At 66.1% G+C, this 15,735-nt stretch carries 15 protein-coding genes and 1 tRNA gene; 1 reads left to right on the top strand and 15 read right to left on the bottom strand.

What is annotated here, in order from left to right:
• Window positions 1-449 precede the first annotated feature (449 nt).
• The 14 genes from rplA to HDC95_RS05350 form a co-directional block, all read right to left on the bottom strand.
• Complete coding sequence (gene rplA, locus HDC95_RS05285) at window positions 450-1,139, bottom strand: 50S ribosomal protein L1 (protein WP_259062826.1); 690 nt, start codon at window positions 1,137-1,139, stop codon at window positions 450-452.
• An 8-nt stretch (window positions 1,140-1,147) separates the two neighbouring features.
• A complete protein-coding gene (gene rplK / locus HDC95_RS05290; RefSeq protein ID WP_175985292.1) occupies window positions 1,148-1,579 on the bottom strand; it encodes a 50S ribosomal protein L11 in 432 nt (143 codons plus the stop codon).
• 184 nt (window positions 1,580-1,763) lie between these two features.
• On the bottom strand, window positions 1,764-2,801 hold the full coding sequence (gene nusG, locus HDC95_RS05295; protein WP_259062234.1) for a transcription termination/antitermination protein NusG: 1,038 nt from the start codon (window positions 2,799-2,801) through the stop codon (window positions 1,764-1,766).
• Window positions 2,802-2,846: 45 nt separating this feature from the next.
• Window positions 2,847-3,110, bottom strand: a complete 264-nt coding sequence (gene secE / locus HDC95_RS05300; RefSeq protein ID WP_259062235.1) for a preprotein translocase subunit SecE — start codon at window positions 3,108-3,110, stop codon at window positions 2,847-2,849.
• Between the two features lie 40 nt (window positions 3,111-3,150).
• A tRNA-Trp gene (locus HDC95_RS05305) sits at window positions 3,151-3,223 on the bottom strand.
• Between the two features lie 149 nt (window positions 3,224-3,372).
• Window positions 3,373-4,191, bottom strand: a complete 819-nt coding sequence (locus tag HDC95_RS05310) for a DeoR/GlpR family DNA-binding transcription regulator (protein WP_259062236.1) — start codon at window positions 4,189-4,191, stop codon at window positions 3,373-3,375.
• 16 nt (window positions 4,192-4,207) lie between these two features.
• Window positions 4,208-5,002: a triose-phosphate isomerase family protein gene (locus HDC95_RS05315; RefSeq protein ID WP_259062238.1), complete on the bottom strand. Its 795-nt coding sequence runs from the start codon at window positions 5,000-5,002 to the stop codon at window positions 4,208-4,210.
• Complete coding sequence (locus HDC95_RS05320) at window positions 4,995-5,468, bottom strand: ribose-5-phosphate isomerase (RefSeq protein WP_259062239.1); 474 nt, start codon at window positions 5,466-5,468, stop codon at window positions 4,995-4,997. The genes HDC95_RS05315 and HDC95_RS05320 overlap by 8 nt, the downstream gene beginning before the upstream one ends.
• The gene (locus tag HDC95_RS05325; protein ID WP_259062240.1) at window positions 5,465-7,225 is read right to left on the bottom strand and encodes a dihydroxyacetone kinase family protein; all 1,761 of its coding nucleotides are present in this window, start codon (window positions 7,223-7,225) and stop codon (window positions 5,465-5,467) included. The genes HDC95_RS05320 and HDC95_RS05325 overlap by 4 nt, the downstream gene beginning before the upstream one ends.
• A gap of 104 nt (window positions 7,226-7,329) precedes the next feature.
• Entirely contained in the window at window positions 7,330-8,331 is a 1,002-nt protein-coding gene (locus tag HDC95_RS05330) for a D-ribose ABC transporter substrate-binding protein (protein WP_259062241.1), read from the bottom strand.
• Between the two features lie 55 nt (window positions 8,332-8,386).
• Complete coding sequence (locus HDC95_RS05335) at window positions 8,387-9,508, bottom strand: ABC transporter permease (protein WP_259062242.1); 1,122 nt, start codon at window positions 9,506-9,508, stop codon at window positions 8,387-8,389.
• Between the two features lie 30 nt (window positions 9,509-9,538).
• Window positions 9,539-11,062, bottom strand: coding sequence for a sugar ABC transporter ATP-binding protein (locus tag HDC95_RS05340; protein WP_259062243.1), 1,524 nt, complete (start codon window positions 11,060-11,062; stop codon window positions 9,539-9,541).
• Entirely contained in the window at window positions 11,059-11,727 is a 669-nt protein-coding gene (locus HDC95_RS05345; protein WP_259062244.1) for a DUF2291 domain-containing protein, read from the bottom strand. Before HDC95_RS05345 ends, HDC95_RS05340 begins: the two co-directional genes overlap by 4 nt.
• Window positions 11,724-12,758, bottom strand: a complete 1,035-nt coding sequence (locus HDC95_RS05350) for a zinc-dependent alcohol dehydrogenase family protein (protein ID WP_259062245.1) — start codon at window positions 12,756-12,758, stop codon at window positions 11,724-11,726. The genes HDC95_RS05345 and HDC95_RS05350 overlap by 4 nt, the downstream gene beginning before the upstream one ends.
• Window positions 12,759-12,919: 161 nt before the next feature.
• On the opposite strand from HDC95_RS05350, the gene HDC95_RS05355 reads away from it, so the two are divergent.
• Window positions 12,920-13,957 carry an NAD(P)-dependent alcohol dehydrogenase gene (locus HDC95_RS05355; RefSeq protein ID WP_259062246.1) on the top strand — a complete coding sequence of 346 codons (1,038 nt, stop codon included), beginning with the start codon at window positions 12,920-12,922 and terminating at the stop codon, window positions 13,955-13,957.
• Window positions 13,958-13,978: 21 nt separating this feature from the next.
• Here HDC95_RS05355 and poxB read toward each other — a convergent pair whose 3' ends face one another.
• A complete protein-coding gene (poxB, locus tag HDC95_RS05360; protein ID WP_259062247.1) occupies window positions 13,979-15,703 on the bottom strand; it encodes a ubiquinone-dependent pyruvate dehydrogenase in 1,725 nt (574 codons plus the stop codon).
• Window positions 15,704-15,735 lie beyond the last annotated feature (32 nt).

Genomic DNA, 15,735 nt, shown 5'->3' on the forward strand with positions numbered 1-15,735 from the left:
ATTTGACAAGTGCACGCTGTTGAGTTCTCAAGGATCGGACGCTCCCCCGACCCAGTCATCACAACCAGGCCCGAAGGGCAACTTCTCAATCTTACCCGCTTCGCTGCGCCTGTCAAATCGGCGCTTCCGGATCTCAGATCCGGTGCACAGCCGATGACTGCGTTCCACGAGGTGGGACTCTCTATCCTAGACGCAAGCGCCCATACTCTCAAGTGAGAGAAGGAATTCGGGAGTTGTTCTTCCGCTTGAGGGGGGTGAGGCACTTGGCCTTTCCGCTTCCCTGTGGGGCGAACAAGTAATAACTTACGCGGGATCCAGGGATGCGGCAAATCCTGCCCGTCCCCCGGGCGTGTCCCGGCCACGGGCGGGATGCGCCGCTTCGCGGGCTGCATGCCGAAGACGCGACGAAGGGCCCCTGTCACGACGACAGGGGCCCTTCGTTGTCATGCTCAGATGGCGTTGACGTCCAGCGGGATGCCAGGACCGAACGTCGTCGACACTGCACCCTTCTGGATGTAGCGGCCCTTTGCACTCGACGGCTTCAGGCGGACGATCTCCTCGAGCGCAGCGCCGATGTTCTCATCGAGCTGCTCAGCGGTGAACGAGGCCTTACCCACGACGAAGTGGACGTTCGCGTGCTTGTCGACACGGAACTCGATCTTTCCGCCCTTGATCTCCTCGACGGCCTTGGCCGTGTTCGGGGTCACAGTGCCGGTCTTCGGGTTCGGCATGAGACCACGGGGGCCGAGCACCTTGCCGAGTCGACCGACCTGTCCCATGAGCTCAGGGGTCGAGACGGCCGAATCGAAGTCGGTCCAGCCTGCGGCGACCTTCTCGATGAGCTCGGCGCCGCCGACCTCATCTGCACCTGCGGCGATCGCAGCCTCGGCCGCGGGGCCGGTGGCGAACACGATGACGCGGGCGGTCTTGCCCGTACCGTGCGGGAGGATGACGGTGCCGCGCACCATCTGGTCAGCCTTGCGCGGGTCGACGGCGAGCTTCAGCGCGACCTCGACGGTCGAGTCGAACTTCGCCGAGCCGGTCTCCCTGGCGAGAGCGACGGCCTCGGTGGGCGTGTAGAAACGGTCTGCCTCGATCTTCGCGACGGCAGCGTTGTAAGCCTTGGACTTGGTCATGATAGTTCTCCTCAGCCCTCGACCGTGATGCCCATGGAACGGGCGGTGCCGGCGATGATCTTCGAGGCAGCCTCGATGTCATTCGCGTTCAGGTCGGCCTGCTTGGTCTCGGCGATCTGGCGGACCTGGTCCTTGGTGATCTTGCCGACCTTGACGGTGTGCGGCGTGGCCGACGCCTTCTGCACACCGGCAGCCTTCTTGATGAGCTCTGCGGCCGGCGGGGTCTTCAGGATGAACGTGAAGCTGCGGTCCTCGTAGACGGTGATCTCCACGGGGATGACGTTGCCGCGCTGCGACTCGGTCGCGGCGTTGTACGCCTTGCAGAACTCCATGATGTTCACACCGTGCTGACCGAGCGCGGGGCCGATCGGCGGTGCCGGGTTGGCGGCGCCGGCGTTGATCTGGAGCTTGATCAGGCCGGTCACCTTCTTCTTTGGTGCCATTGTCTTTTCCTCTCATCGAGCGGATGCCGCAGCATCCGATCTCCCACGAACCCGGCATCTCCGAGCTGTGGTGCTGTTCGCATGCGCGCTGAAGCGCCACACAAACCACGCAAGTCTACCGCATGCAGAACGCCCCGCCGGCCGGAGCCGAACGGGGCGTTCTGGGAAAGCGAGTGGTGTCAGCTCACGACATCTTTGTGACCTGGTCGAACGACAGCTCGACCGGGGTCTCACGCTCGAAGAGGGAGACGAGCACCGTGAGCTTGCCGCTCTCGGGCTTGATCTCGCTGATCGAGCCGGGAAGGCCGGCGAACGAGCCTTCCTTGATCGTGATGGTCTCGCCGACCTCGAAGTCGACCTCGGCCGGGATCGAGCGGGCGACGGCGACGCCACCCTTCGACTGGACGTTCTTCGCGGTCGGGACGTCCTTGACCTCGACGAGTGCCTTCAGCATGTTGAAGGCCTCTTCGAAACGCAGCGGCGTCGGGTTGTGGGCGTTGCCCACGAAGCCGGTGACACCGGGGGTGTGACGGACGACGGACCAGGTGTCCTCGTTGAGCTCCATGCGCACGAGCACGTAGCCGGGGATCCGGACGCGCGTGACCATCTTGCGCTGACCGTTCTTGATCTCGACGACGTCCTCCATCGGGACCTCGACCTGGTAGATGTCGTCCTCGACCTCGAGCGTCGACTTGCGCTGCTCGATGTTGGCCTTCACCTTGCGCTCGAAGCCGGCGTACGAGTGGATGACGTACCACTTGCCCGGCATCATGCGCAGGTCCATGCGGAAGGCCTCGTAGGGGTCTTCCTCCGCATTCTCGTCTGAGTCTGCCGCCTCTTCGGTCGCGGCATCCTCGTCGCCGTTCACGTCAGGGCCGTCGTAGGGTGTGACCTCTTCAGCGGAGGCCGCTTCGAGATCTGCGGCCTCTTCGGCCACTCCGTCGTTGAGGACCTCAGCGGCAGCTTCGGATTCTGCCGCTTCGTCCAGGTTGAGAGCGTCGTTCACGATCGCGTCCGCCTCCGGGTCGTCGATGTCGATGTCTTCCGTGCCTTCTTCACTCAGATCCTCCGCGTCGCTTTCGATGTGCACGGCGACGTGCTCGGCAGCCGAAGAAGACTGCTCTTCGGCGGAGAGCACGTTGCCCTCCTGCGCCTCGTCGTCCTCACTGGACTGCTCCGCAGCTGTCGCCCAGTCGGCGTCGTCGGAATATCGTTCAGACACGTTGTTTCTTTCCAATCATTGCGGCCGCAGCCGCGGGGATGACGCTTACTGCGGTACCCCGAAGACCTGAGCCGTCAGCCACGAGAAGGCGGTGTCCAGGCCGTAGACCATAGCCATCATGATCGCCACGAAGACCAGCACGACGCCGGTGAACTTGAACAGTTCCTTGCGCGTTGGCGTGACGACCTTGCGCAGCTCGCCGATGACCTGACGGAAGAACAGCGCGATCCGGCCGAAGAAGCCAAGCTTCTTCACACTGGCGGCGCCGCCTGCCGCGACGACTTCGCCGCGCGGTTCGTCCTGATCCATCCTGAATGTACCTTTCGTGTGCCAGCGTGGCGCTGACGCGCAGGGCGGACAGGAATCGAACCTGCAACCTGCGGTTTTGGAGACCGCTGCTCTGCCAATTGAGCTACCGCCCTAGAGCCCTGACGGGCCCTGGGTCTGCCTCACTCCTGCACCCGGAGGCACGAGAAAAGAATGCAGACAACTGCCTGTCCAGTGTACGGCATGCCACGCGCACCGGCGAACCGCCGCGGTCCCGCGAGCCGACATCGCCGCGATCTCGTGCTCAGGCGCGTGGGCCGACGGCTCGCCGTGCGACGATGACGTTGATGTTCTTGTCCCTCAGCCGGGACACGTCATCCGCGGCGGTGCCGGGGTCGACGATCACCGCGTCGAAGTCCGCGAGCGGCAGCATCCCGTGCAACGCCCTCCTGGTGAACTTGGTGCTGTCCGCGAGCAGCAGTCTTCTGCTCGCGGACTCGAACATCGCTCGTTTGACGTCCACCGTCTCCGGCCGTTGATGGAAGCTGATGTCGTCGACGATCGCCGATGTCGACATGACGAAGAGATCAGCGCGCAGTTCGGCGATCTCCCTGACCGTCGTGCGGCCCATGAACGCCGAGCACCAGTTGAAGTACTCGCCGCCGAGACCGACCATCTCGATTCCGCGCGTGCCGCGCAGCTCGTTCATGATCGTCAGCGTGTTCGTGATCACCGTCAATGGCGTCTTCGTGTGCAGGTGCTGCACGAGGTGGAATGTCGTCGTCGAGTCATCCAGCATGATCGCCTGCCCCGGCTCGATGAAATCGAGCGCGGCATGCGCGATGAGCTCCTTTTCGGCGAGCTGTCTGTTCGATCGGTACACGTCACTCGACTCCACCAGCGCCGTGGATGTCGCCGTTGCGACGCCGCGGCTCTTGCGGAGCAGTCCACGATCCTCGAGTTCGTCGAGGTCGCGGTGCACCGTCATGAGGCTGATGTCGAACCGCTCGGCGAGTTGCTCGATGCGGACCGACCCTTCGGCCATGACGGCTTCGCTGATCGCCAGCTGTCGCGTGCGCTGCCGAGCGCCGCGCGACTGTGGATCGATGACACTGCTCGACATCTCGGCCTCCCGGCTCTCAGCGTATTACCGCGGCTGCTTCATCCAGGATCAGCGCGAACGAATCGGGGTCGTGAGCGAACCGTCCGAGGAACAAGCCGTCCACCGCGTCATCCAGTGCCGAGATCACCCCGGGCTTCGCGCTTCCGCCGTAGATCACCGAACTGGAGACGATGTCCGTCCGGCCGTCGAGATGCTCCCGCAGCCGGCGCGTCACGGATGCGACATGGCCGGCGTCAGCGGGATCGGCTCGACCGATCGCCCATTCCGGCTCGTATGCGACGACGAGATCGTCGATGCTCTCGTCACCCATGGCAGCCAGGGCGTTCTCCAATTGGTCGACGCACAGCTCTGCCGCAGCATCCGCCGCCTGCTCGACCATCTCGCCCACGCACAGCACGGGCGTCAGCGCGTTGCGCACCGCTGCCGTGAACTTGCGCCGGATCGTCGCCGCGTCCTCGCCGAAGACCTGCCGGCGCTCCGCGTGCCCCACTTCCACATACCGGCATCCCAGTCGTCTCAGGTCAGCGCCGCTCACCGCTCCGGTGTACGGCCCGCGGTCGTCCCAGAACAGATCCTGCCCTCCGACCGCGACGGGCGCATCGCCGATCGCGTCGATCACACCTGCGATCGCCGGAAGGGACGGCAGCACGAACACGCGAACGGCGCCGGATGCCACGGACGGATGCGCCTCGGCGATGCCGGCGATCTCTCGTGCCCACGCCACACTGTCGTCGATGTCGAGGTACAGCTTGAGGCTGACGCCGAGCAGGACCGGTCTTCGCGCCGCGTTCTCCTGAGCAGGATCACTCACAGGATCCGGTGCTCTCGTATCCCTCGATGACAGCGACCTTCTGGGCCGAGGCCGAGGATTCGTCGAACTCGTAGCCGAGCCACTCACGGGCGAGGCGACGCGCGAGTTCGATCCCGATCACCCGCTGCCCCATCGTGAGGATCTGGACGTTGTTGCTGAGGATGCTGCGCTCGACGCTGAAGCTGTCGTGCGCGGTCGCTGCGCGGATGCCGGGGACTTTGTTCGCCGCGATCGCGACGCCGAGTCCGGTACCGCAGATGAGGATGGCTCGATCGGCCTCCCCGCTGCGGATCTTCTCACCGGCTGCGATGGCCACGACGGGGTACGCGGTGTCACTGTCAGCATCCACGCCCAGGTCGATCACCTCGGAGACGCGAGGATCCTTGGCGAGATCCGCCTTGATGGTCTCCTTGTAGCTGTAGCCGGCCTCGTCGGCTCCGACGATCACACGCCATGTACGAGTCATTTCGCTTCTCCTTCTTCTGATCGGCGCCCGGCGAGCGCCGATGCGGCCGCCGTCATCGCCAGCGCGAGTGAGATCGCACCGGGATCGGGGGTGCCGAGGCTCTTCTCCATGTGCGGGCGAGCACGCCCCATTCTCGGCAACAGTTCGGAAGTCGCCTTTGCCTGTGCGGTCGCCACTGACGCAGCCGAGGTCCACGCTTCAGCGAGCGGCAGCTCGGCGGCGACACCTGCCGAGAGCTCTGCGGCGAACGGGACGAGAGCATCGACGAGCGTCTTGTCCCCCACCTCGGCCTTGCCGAGGTCCTGGATCGCATCGCGTCCGGCCGCGACGGCCTCGGCGACGTCCATCGCGCTCGGCTGTGCCGAGTCACCGATGCGGACACCGGCTGCGCGCAACGCGGCTCCCCACAGCGCTCCTGAGGTTCCACCGGCCTTGTCGGCCCACGCGTCTCCGGCCAGCGAGAGCACCGTGCCGGCTCCGGCTCCGGCTGCCGCGGCGCGGTCGGCGGCGTCCACAGCCGCGCGGGTGCCACGCTGCATGCCGATGCCATGGTCTCCGTCGCCGGCGATCGCATCGAGCCTGCCGAGCTCGTCTGCATGGGCTTCGACGACGTCGTTGATCGCACGCATGACGAGTTGCGCGGTCAGGCCGGCAGCGGCAGCCTCTTCGGAGCCTGCGGCGGTCACCGGCGCGAGCTGCGGATCGATCGCATCCTGCACGACGCCGGCCGGTGCGGTTGCCGTGCGATCGACGGCTCCCTTCCGGTACGCCGGAGCGTCTGCGGAAGAGGTCCAGGCCTGTTCGAGTTCATCGTCGAGCCAGAGCAGTGTCAATGAAACGCCCGCCATCTCGAAACTGGTCGCGTACTCGCCGACCTCGGGTTCCACCACCGTGATCCCGGCAGCTTCCAATCGAGCGGCGATCAGCCCGTAGAGGAGGAACAGCTCCTCGCCCTTGACCGCTCCGAGTCCGTTGACGATCACGCCGACCCGCGCCCCGTCGGAAGCGCCGACCGACTCCGGGATCTCACCGAGCAGGCCGTCCACGAACAGCTTCGCGAGCTCGGTGGCCGTGGGAAGTGGACGCACATCGATGCCGGGCTCCCCGTGTATCCCCATGCCGACGCCCATGTGCCCGGCCGGCACAGTGAACAGCGGGTCCTCCGCACCGGGGAGGGTGCAGCCGGTGAAGGCGACACCGAGGCTGCGGGTGCGACGATTCGCGCGATCGGCGATCTCGAACACCTCGTCCAACGATCTGCCCTGGGCCGCGGCCCAACCCGCAGCGCGGAACACGGCGAAGTCCCCGGCGATGCCGCGACGCTTCTCCATCTCGTCCGGTGATGCGCTGTAGATGTCGTCGGTGACGCGCACCGTGCGACACGGGATGCCCTCGTCGTTGAGGCGCCTCTGCGCGATGTCGAAGTTGAGCGCGTCGCCTGCGTAATTGCCGTACGACAAGAGCACGCCGGCCTCGGTGGCCACCGACTTGGCGACCGAGTACACCTGCTGCGCGCTCGGCGAGGCGAAGACGTTGCCCATCGCCGCCGCATGGGCGAGGCCCTCGCCGATCAGACCGGCGAACGCAGGGTAGTGTCCCGATCCGCCGCCGATGACGACGGCGACGTGTCCGTCGGGGGTCGCGCTGGTGCGCGCCACACCTCCGGGAACGCGTCGCACGAGGCCTCTGTGCGCGGCGACGAAGCCCGCGGCGGACTCATCGGCGAATGTCGCCGGATCGTTCAGAACGTAGCTCATGTTCTCTCTCGTCATGGTGGGGGAAGTGGTGAGGGCGGGTGCGCCGAGTCGGCGCACCCGCCCCGAGGTGGCTGTGCGGAGCGCACAGCCACCGATCATCGGATTCAGCCCGAGTAGGTGAACGGCGCCGTCATCTTGTCGACGTTCTCGGCCGTGATGAGGATGCAGTCGAAGGACTGCTTCTCGGTCTCGGGCGCCTCGCCGGTGCGGATGAACTCGTCCGCGAGCCGCACAGCCTCTTCGGCGTAGACGGCGACCGGCTGCAGCACCGTGTAGGCGAGCTCTCCGGCCTCGATCGCCGAGACCGCGTCCGGCGCACCGTCGAAACCGCCGACGACGACGCCGTCGAGCTTGCCGGCCTCTTTCAGCGCCGCGATCGCGCCGAGAGCCATCTCGTCATTTCCGGCGATGAGGCCGGTCAGCGACGGGTTGGACTGCAGGAGCGACTGCATCTTGTCGTGACCCTTGGTGCGATCCCAGTCGGCGACCTCTTCGCCGAGCTTCACCAGTTCGGGGTACTGGCTGATGACCGTGGTGAAGCCGTTCGAGCGAGTCTGCGCGTTGTTGTCGGACGGTGCGCCGAACAGCTCGACGTACTCGCCGGCCTCACCCATCTGCTTCACCCATTCCTGGGCGCCGAGAGCAGCGCCCTGAGCGTTGTTCGACACGAGCTGTGCCTTGGCGATGCCCGTCTCGTTGATCTCCGCGTTGACGAGGAAGACCGGGATGCCGGCGGCATCCGCCTTCTTGACCGCAGCGATCGAGCCGTCGGCGTTCGCCGGGTCGAGGATGATCGCCACGGAGTTGTTCGAGATGGCGGTGTCGATCAGCGTGTTCTCGGTGTTCGCGTCGCCCTTGTGGGCGCCGACCGTCGTGTCGTATCCCAGTTCTTCGGCGACCGAGGCCGCGACGTCCCCCTCGGTCTTCCAGTACGGGTTGGCCGGGTCGTTCACGATGATCGTGATGAGGCCGCCCTCTCCCCCTGCGTCGCCGGTGGCTTCGCCACCCGTGTCGCCGGAGTTGTCCCCGCCGGCGGCGCAGCCGGCAAGACCGAGAATGAGAGCTCCCGCTGCGGCAAGCGCCAGGAGTGATTTCTTACGCATCATTGCTGTTCCTTTCATGGGTGACTCGGTCGCGACAGCGCGATGCCGAGTTGACGGGTCAAGAAGTTCTGTCGCCTTCGGGGCCGACATTCTGAACCGACGCTGTGGTGGGCGATGCGCCCTTGGTGCCCGACGGCGCAGCGGATGCTGCGCGGGGCCTGCGACCGTACTGCAGGCTGTTCAACAGCACGGCGACGACGATGACCGCTCCGATGAAGACCATCTGCCAGTAGGCCGACACCCCGACGATCACGAGGCCGTCCGAGAGGAAGCCGATCACGAACGCCCCGAGGAGCGTGCCGCCGATCGTGCCGCGACCGCCCATCAGCGAGGCGCCGCCGATGACCACGGCCGCGATCGCCGTCAGCTCGTAGGTGTTGCCCGCGTTCGGGCTCGCGCTGGTCAGCGTGGAGGCGAGGATGAGTCCGGCGATCGCGGCGCACACTCCGGAGATCACGTACACAGACACCTTGACGGTCTTCACCGGCACACCCGACAGCTCTGCCGCCCGCTCGTTCCCACCGGATGCGTACAGCCAGCGGCCGAAGGTGGTACGCGATAGGACGATGCCGAGGACGATGGCCACGACGCCCATGATGATGACGCCGATCGGAATGCCGAGGATGCGATTGAAGCCGAGCCAGCTGAACCCGGTGTTGCCGAGCTCGGGGTCGCCGGCGAGGTCGTTGACGGTCAGTCCGTTGGTCATCAGCAGCGCGAGTCCGCGCACGACGTACAGCATCCCCAGAGTGGCGACGAAGGGCGCGACATTGAATCTGGCGACGAGGATGCCGTTGACCAGACCCACCAGCGCACCGACGCCGCAGGAGAGCAGCACCACGACGGGCAGGCTCGGGAACAGGACCAGACCGAAGATCTGGATCGGCACGCCCTGGAGCAGGAATCCTGCGATCACGGCGGAGAACCCGAGAGTCGAGCCCACGGAGAGGTCGATGCCTCCGTTGAGGATCACCATGAGCATCCCCATGCCGAGGAGCGCATAGATCGCGACGTGCGAGGCCATGATCAGCACGTTGTCGACGGTGAGGTAGTTGGGTGAGAGGAAGGAGAACACCACGATGATGAGGATCAGCGCGAGGAACGCACGCGCGCTGATGAGCAGCTTCGTGAAGGAGAACTGCTTCCTCTGCTGGATGAGTGTGGTCGTTGTAGACATCATTGTTTTCCGATTCGTTTCTCGGTCGCGCGGTCAGGCGGCGACAGCCTCGCCGGAAGCGGCCATGATCATTTCCTTCGTCGCATCGGCTCCGAACTCTGCCGAGATACGGCCGCGGCGCATGACGATGATGCGGTGGGCGATGCTGAGGCACTCGCCCACTTCGGAGGTCGAGTAGACGACCGCGAGCCCCTCCTTGGCGTAGGAGGCGAGCAGTCGGAAGACCTCGCCCTTCGCTCCGACGTCGATACCGCGGCTCGGTTCGTCGAGGAGCATCACATCCGGATTCGTCGCGAGCACCTTTCCGATGACGACCTTCTGCTGGTTGCCGCCGGAGAGCGAGCCGATCGGAACGTCGGCTCCCGGAGTCTTCACGGTCACCTCGCCGATCAACCGACGGGCGAGGCCGCCTTCGGAGCGCCTGCTGAGCAGTCCGTTCACGACGCAGTCCTTCAGACTCGAGAGTGTGAGGTTCTGCCCCACGCTCATCGTCTGCACCAGTCCGTCGCGCTGGCGGTCCTCAGGCACGAGGCCGATGCCGTACTCGATGCGCTCGGAGATCGTCTGATTGCTCAGCTCTCTGTCACCGAGGACGATGCGGCCGGCGGCGACGTCACCGCGACCGGCGATGGCCTCGAGCAGCTCGGTGCGCCCGGCGCCCATCAGCCCGTACAGGCAGACGATCTCGCCCTTGCGGACATCCAGGCTGAGGCCGTCGACGATCGCACGCTCCGGGTTCTCCGGGTCGAGCACGCGCAGATCCTGGATGCTGAGGGCGACGTCGCCGAATTCGTAGCCGGAGGGCGGGCTGCCGAGGTCGAAGTTGTCGCCGACCATGTTGCGGACGATCCAGTCCAGGTCGATGTCGGCGCGCTCTCCGCGAGCGGTCATCGTCCCGTCCCGGAGGACGACTGCGTGGTCGGTGACCTCGAGGGCCTCCTCCAGATGGTGCGAGATGTAGACGATGGCGACCCCGCGTGCGGTCAGCTCATGGATGATGCCGAACAGCACCTGGACCTCTGCGGCCGCGAGCGCCGACGTCGGCTCATCCATGATGAGGATGCGGGAGTCCACCGAGAGCGCGCGGGCGATCTCGATGATCTGCTGCTGGCCTACGCGAAGATCGGCGACCATGGTGTCCGGCTCGATCGGCAGCTGCATCTCCTGCAGCAGCGCCCTGGTCTGACGGGTCTCCTCTGCGTAGTCCACCCCGAAGGCGCCGGTGATCTCGCGCCCGAGGAAGATGTTGTCGCGCACCGAGAGATTCGGCGCGAGGCTGAGCTCCTGGTGGATGATCGAGATGCCCCGATCCCTGGCGTCGCTGGTGTTGTGGAACGACACCGACTCGCCTTCGAGGATGATCTCGCCCGATGTGGGCTGCTCGACGCCGGAGAGGATCTTCATCAGGGTCGACTTCCCCGCGCCGTTCTCCCCGAACAGCGTGGTGACGGTGCCCTTGCGTATCTCGAAGTTCACGCCCTTCAGTGCCCGCGTACCGCCGTAGGTCTTCACGATGTCGCGTGCCTCGAGCAGCACGTCGTCCGTGGCGGCGTTCATTCCAGGTCCAGTTCGACGGGGGTCACGAGCCATCCTGCGGGATTCACGAGCGTGAATGCTCCGGTCACGGTCACCGTCGCGCCGGGAAGTGCTGCGGCGTCGAGCTCGGAGAGCACCTGCGCCTTGAGCTCCTCGTTCAGCGCAGCCGCAGCGTTCTGGTATTCGATCTGGTTCGTGAACTGCCCGAACGTGATCTCGCCCGTCGCGTCGCGCAGCTCGGTTCCGGTGATCGCCGGCCCTGTCTGCACCCGGATCAGCATGTCGTCCGGCAGGCCCTCGACCTGAATCTCATAGATGCCGGACTGGCCCTCCCCCACGACGCCGGTGAAGGTGGTGCTGAACACGGTGCCGCCCGAGCTCTCGACCCCGTATTCCTCGGCTGCCGCCGCCGGGTCAGCGGCGATGGCCTCAGCCAGGACGTCCGCATCCACCGCGCGATCGAGGATCTCCTCCTGCACGACAGGGAAGTTCTCGGCGCCGAATGTCGCCGGATCGAACTTCTGCGCGGACTGCAGCAGCGGGGAGTCGCTCGGGACGAACCTGGTCCCGACGAACATCAGGGCGACGATGACGACGATGACGCCGATCCACACGCCGCGCTTCGCGGTCTTCGACAGACCTGGGCGCGTCTTCTTCCGCACGGGTGCGGTCGCTGGAGCGCTCACGGGATCAGCACCCGGGACTCGGAGTCGTGCGGGCGGATCTGGAGCTTGCGCCCCTCGCCTTTTCGGAACTGCTCAAGCGCCTGCTCGTAGTCCTCCAGCACATATGAGTGGCTGATCATCGCCTTCGCGTTGATGGCGCCGGCCTCGAACATCTCGACAGCACGGCCGAACGAGTTGAGCACCGCCATGGTGCCGACGATCGAGATCTCGTCACGGTAGACGCGGAACGGCGAGAACTGCGCTGTCCGGTCGGCGGGGGCCACACCGAAGTCCTGGAAGAATCCGGCCGGCTTCACGCGCGTCAGGGCGTCTTCGATCGCACGGATGTTGCCGGTGCAGTCGATGACCACGTCCCACTTCTCGCGGTCGGCGTCGTCTGCAGAGGTGTATCGGAGTTCGATGCCGCACTCCTCGGCGGTGACGAGTCGCGCTTCGTTCAGGTCGACGATGGTCACGGTGGCCGCACCGGCGCGCGTCGCCAGCTGCGCCATCAGGAGCCCCATGGTTCCCGCGCCGTAGACGAGCACGTGATCGCCCATCCGACGTGGCAGCACATCCCAGCCGCGGATCGCGCAGGCCAGCGGCTCGATGAGCGCGGCCTCGTAGATGTCGGTCTCCGGCTTCAGCGCGAAGACGTTGCTGGCGGGGGCGGTGAAGTACTCCTGGGATGCGCCGTCGGACGCGACGACGCCGAGCCCGTTCCAGAACCGGCAGAGGTTCTGGTGGCCGTTCAGGCAGAACTCGCACTCACCGCACGTGGTGGACGGGTTGATCGCGACGTGGTCGCCGACCTTGAAGTCGAACACCCCGTCATTGACGCCCTCACCGAGCGCAACGATCGTGCCGGTCGCCTCATGACCGGGCACGAGCGGGAAGACGGTTCCTTCGAACTCGCCGTCGAGCACGTGCGTGTCGGTTCCGCAGATCCCGACCGCCGCGGTCTTGATCAGGATCTCCTTGCGACCGGGCGTGGGCTGCGCCCGCTCTTCGAGGGCAAGTTCACCCTCGGATGTGAATACAACTGCGCGCATCTCTGCTTCCATTCCGCTGCTCGGCTCTGAACGCTCTGCACGGTTTCCCGTGATATCTATCTGTGTATTTATAACACAACTGAGTTATATACACCACAGCACGCTGTATGATCTCATGGAGATCTCCCTTGAGGAGTGCCCGGAGTTCGAAGGAGCCGAAGATGTCTGATGCGAACGTGCCTCTCGCGATGCGAGCCAGCGTGCTGACCGCCGCTCGCCGGATCGAGCTACAGGAACGCGCCGTCCCCGAGCCCGCCCCCGACGAGGTTCTGGTGCGGATCACCGCCGTCGGGGTGTGCGGATCGGATGTGCACTTCTATCAGGAGGGGCGACTGGGCGACTGGCAGGTGACGGAGCCGCTGGTGCTGGGTCACGAATCCGCCGGCGTCGTCGTCGATGTGGGCCGGGACGTCAGCTCGTCGCGCATCGGCCAGCGCGTCTCCATCGAGCCGCAGCATCCGTCCACGACCTCGGCCGAGACCCTGCGCGGCGACTACAACCTCGATCCGCACATGCAGTTCTTCGCTGTCCCCGGCACCGACGGCGCCTTCCAGGAGTACGTGACAATCCAGAGTCACTTCGCGCATTCGATCCCCGATCAGGTGAGCGACTGGGCCGCCGCGCTTCTCGAGCCGCTGTCCGTCGCGATCGCCACCGGTCGTCGCGCGGCGTTCGGCCCCGGCGACCGGGTGCTCATCACCGGCGCGGGCCCCGTCGGCCTCGCGATCGCGCAGATCGCGAGAGTGTCAGGCGCATCGGAGATCCTCATCTCCGATCTCAGCGCGCCCCGGCGCGAGGCCGCGCTGAGGTTCGGCGCGACCGTCGCCCTCGACCCGGTCGCCGATGCCGAAACGATCCGCGATGCCGGTGTCGATTCGTTCATCGACGCCTCCGGCGCCGCCCGAGCCGTGCAGAGCGGCATCGAGAGCCTCCGCTCCGGAGGGCGCGCGGTCCTCGTAGGCATGGGGCTGCCGAACCTCGAGCTGCCGGTGACCCAGATCCAGAACAAGGAGCTCTGGCTCACGGGGATCTTCCGCTACGCCAACACGTGGCCGACAGCGATCGCCCTCGTCGCCAGCGGGCAGGTCGACCTGGACAGCATGGTCACCGGCACCTTCGCGCTCGGCGAGGTCGAAGCGGCACTGTCGTCCACCTCGGACCCGACCACGATCAAGTCGGTCGTCGAGCCGACCCGCTGAGCCGCCTCAGTGCGGCGGGGATCAGAAGAGCTGACGCCAGTTCGCCCTCGCAAGATCCAGCAGCTCGTCTCCGCGCCCTGACATGACCGTGCGGATGGCGTAGAGTGCGAAGCCCTTGACCTGCTCCGCGGTGATCGCAGGGGGCATCGAGAGCTCCTGTCGCTCTGTGACGACGTCGAGCAGTGCCGGCCCATCGTGAGCGAGAACCTCGCGCACGGCATCCGGGAGGTCTTCGCTGCGCTCCACGCGCCGTGCGAAGATGCCCAGCGCCTCGGCGACGGCCGCGAAGTTCGGATTCTCGAGGTCGGTCGCGTAGGTGACGAAGCCCGCTGCCTTCATCTCGAGTTCGACGAAGTTGAGCGAAGAGTTGTTGACGACGATCGTCTTCACCGGCAGCCGGTTCTGTGTGAGCGTGATGAGCTCGCCCAGCATCATCGCGAGCCCTCCGTCCCCGGCCAACGCCACGACCTGCCGCTCCGGCTGCGCGGTCTGCGCGCCGATGCCGTGCATGAGGGCGTTGGCCATCGACCCGTGGGTGAACGAGCCGATCAGGCGACGTCGGCCGTTCATGGTGAGGTAGCGCGCCGCCCACACCGTCGGCGATCCGACATCGGCGGTGAAGATCGCGTCATCGCTCGCCGCCTCATCGACGAGGCGCGCGAGATACTGCGGGTGGATGGGGTTCTTTCCCTTGGCAGGGACCGCGAGCTCATCGAGCTTCGCCCGCGTCTTCCGGTAGTGCGCGACGGCATCATCGAGATGCGAGCGATCCGGCTTCTCCGCGATTCGCGGCAGAAGCGCCTCGGCCGTCGCTTTGACGTCGCCGACGAGGCCGAGATCGAGCGGATGCCGTTTGCCGAGCTGTGATCCGCGGATGTCGACCTGGATCGTGGTGGCGTCCTCCGGATAGAACTGCGGGTACGGGAAGTCGGAGCCCAGCACCAGCAGGGTGTCTGCAGATTCCATCGCCCGATAGCCGGAGGCGAAACCCAGCAATCCGGTCATTCCGACATCGAAAGGGTTGTCGTATTCGATGAACTCCTTGCCGCGCAGGGCGTGCACGATGGGTGCGCCGAGGCGGTCGGCGAGCGCGACGACCTCGTCATGGGCTCCCGCGACGCCGGCACCGGCGAGGATCGTCACCCTGGTGGCCGCGTTCAGCAGCTGCGCTGCTCTCTCCAGCTCGCCGGGGTTCGGGACGATCACTGGATGGGCGCGCTCGATGACGACGGCGCGATCGACGGGGACCTCGGCGAGTGCGACCTCGCCCGGGATCACGATCACGGCCACCCCGCGCTTCTCGATGGCCTCGCGCATGGCGATCTCGAGGATGCGCGGCATCTGCACGGGATCGGCGACGTACTCGACGTAGACGCCGCACTCGCGGAACAGCTCCTGCGGATGGGTCTCCTGGAAGTATCCGGTGCCGATCTCGCTGGTCGGGATGTGCGCGGCGATCGCGAGCACAGGCACGCGGGAGCGGTTGGCGTCGAACAGACCGTTGATCAGGTGCAGGTTGCCTGGTCCGCAGGAACCGGCGACGACGGCGAGGTCGCCGGTGAGCGCGGCATCCGCAGCCGCCGCGAACGCGGCCGATTCCTCATGCCGCACATGCAGCCAGCGGATCGTGCCGTCCTTGCGCAGCGCATCGGTGAATCCGTTGAGGGAATCGCCCGGGATGCCGTAGACCCGGTCGATGTGATTGGCGCGAAGTGTATGGACGATGTTCTCAGCGACGGTGGCCATGCGTCCACGCTACGCCAGCCCGACGGCATCAG

It is taken from the genome of Microbacterium sp. AK031 (assembly GCF_024807145.1).
Classification (GTDB): Bacteria; Actinomycetota; Actinomycetes; order Actinomycetales; family Microbacteriaceae; genus Microbacterium.

Excerpts from the sequence above, each read along its gene's own strand:
- poxB (WP_259062247.1), bottom strand. The coding sequence starts at position 15,703 with ATGGCCACCGTCGCTGAGAACATCGTCCATACACTTCGCGCCAATCAC.
- HDC95_RS05310 (WP_259062236.1), bottom strand. The coding sequence starts at position 4,191 with ATGTCGAGCAGTGTCATCGATCCACAGTCGCGCGGCGCTCGGCAGCGC.
- secE (WP_259062235.1), bottom strand. The coding sequence starts at position 3,110 with ATGGATCAGGACGAACCGCGCGGCGAAGTCGTCGCGGCAGGCGGCGCC.
- HDC95_RS05350 (WP_259062245.1), bottom strand. The coding sequence starts at position 12,758 with ATGCGCGCAGTTGTATTCACATCCGAGGGTGAACTTGCCCTCGAAGAG.
- rplK (WP_175985292.1), bottom strand. The coding sequence starts at position 1,579 with ATGGCACCAAAGAAGAAGGTGACCGGCCTGATCAAGCTCCAGATCAAC.
- HDC95_RS05330 (WP_259062241.1), bottom strand. The coding sequence starts at position 8,331 with ATGATGCGTAAGAAATCACTCCTGGCGCTTGCCGCAGCGGGAGCTCTC.
- HDC95_RS05355 (WP_259062246.1), top strand. The coding sequence starts at position 12,920 with ATGTCTGATGCGAACGTGCCTCTCGCGATGCGAGCCAGCGTGCTGACC.
- HDC95_RS05325 (WP_259062240.1), bottom strand. The coding sequence starts at position 7,225 with ATGAGCTACGTTCTGAACGATCCGGCGACATTCGCCGATGAGTCCGCC.
- HDC95_RS05320 (WP_259062239.1), bottom strand. The coding sequence starts at position 5,468 with ATGACTCGTACATGGCGTGTGATCGTCGGAGCCGACGAGGCCGGCTAC.
- HDC95_RS05335 (WP_259062242.1), bottom strand. The coding sequence starts at position 9,508 with ATGATGTCTACAACGACCACACTCATCCAGCAGAGGAAGCAGTTCTCC.
- HDC95_RS05340 (WP_259062243.1), bottom strand. The coding sequence starts at position 11,062 with ATGAACGCCGCCACGGACGACGTGCTGCTCGAGGCACGCGACATCGTG.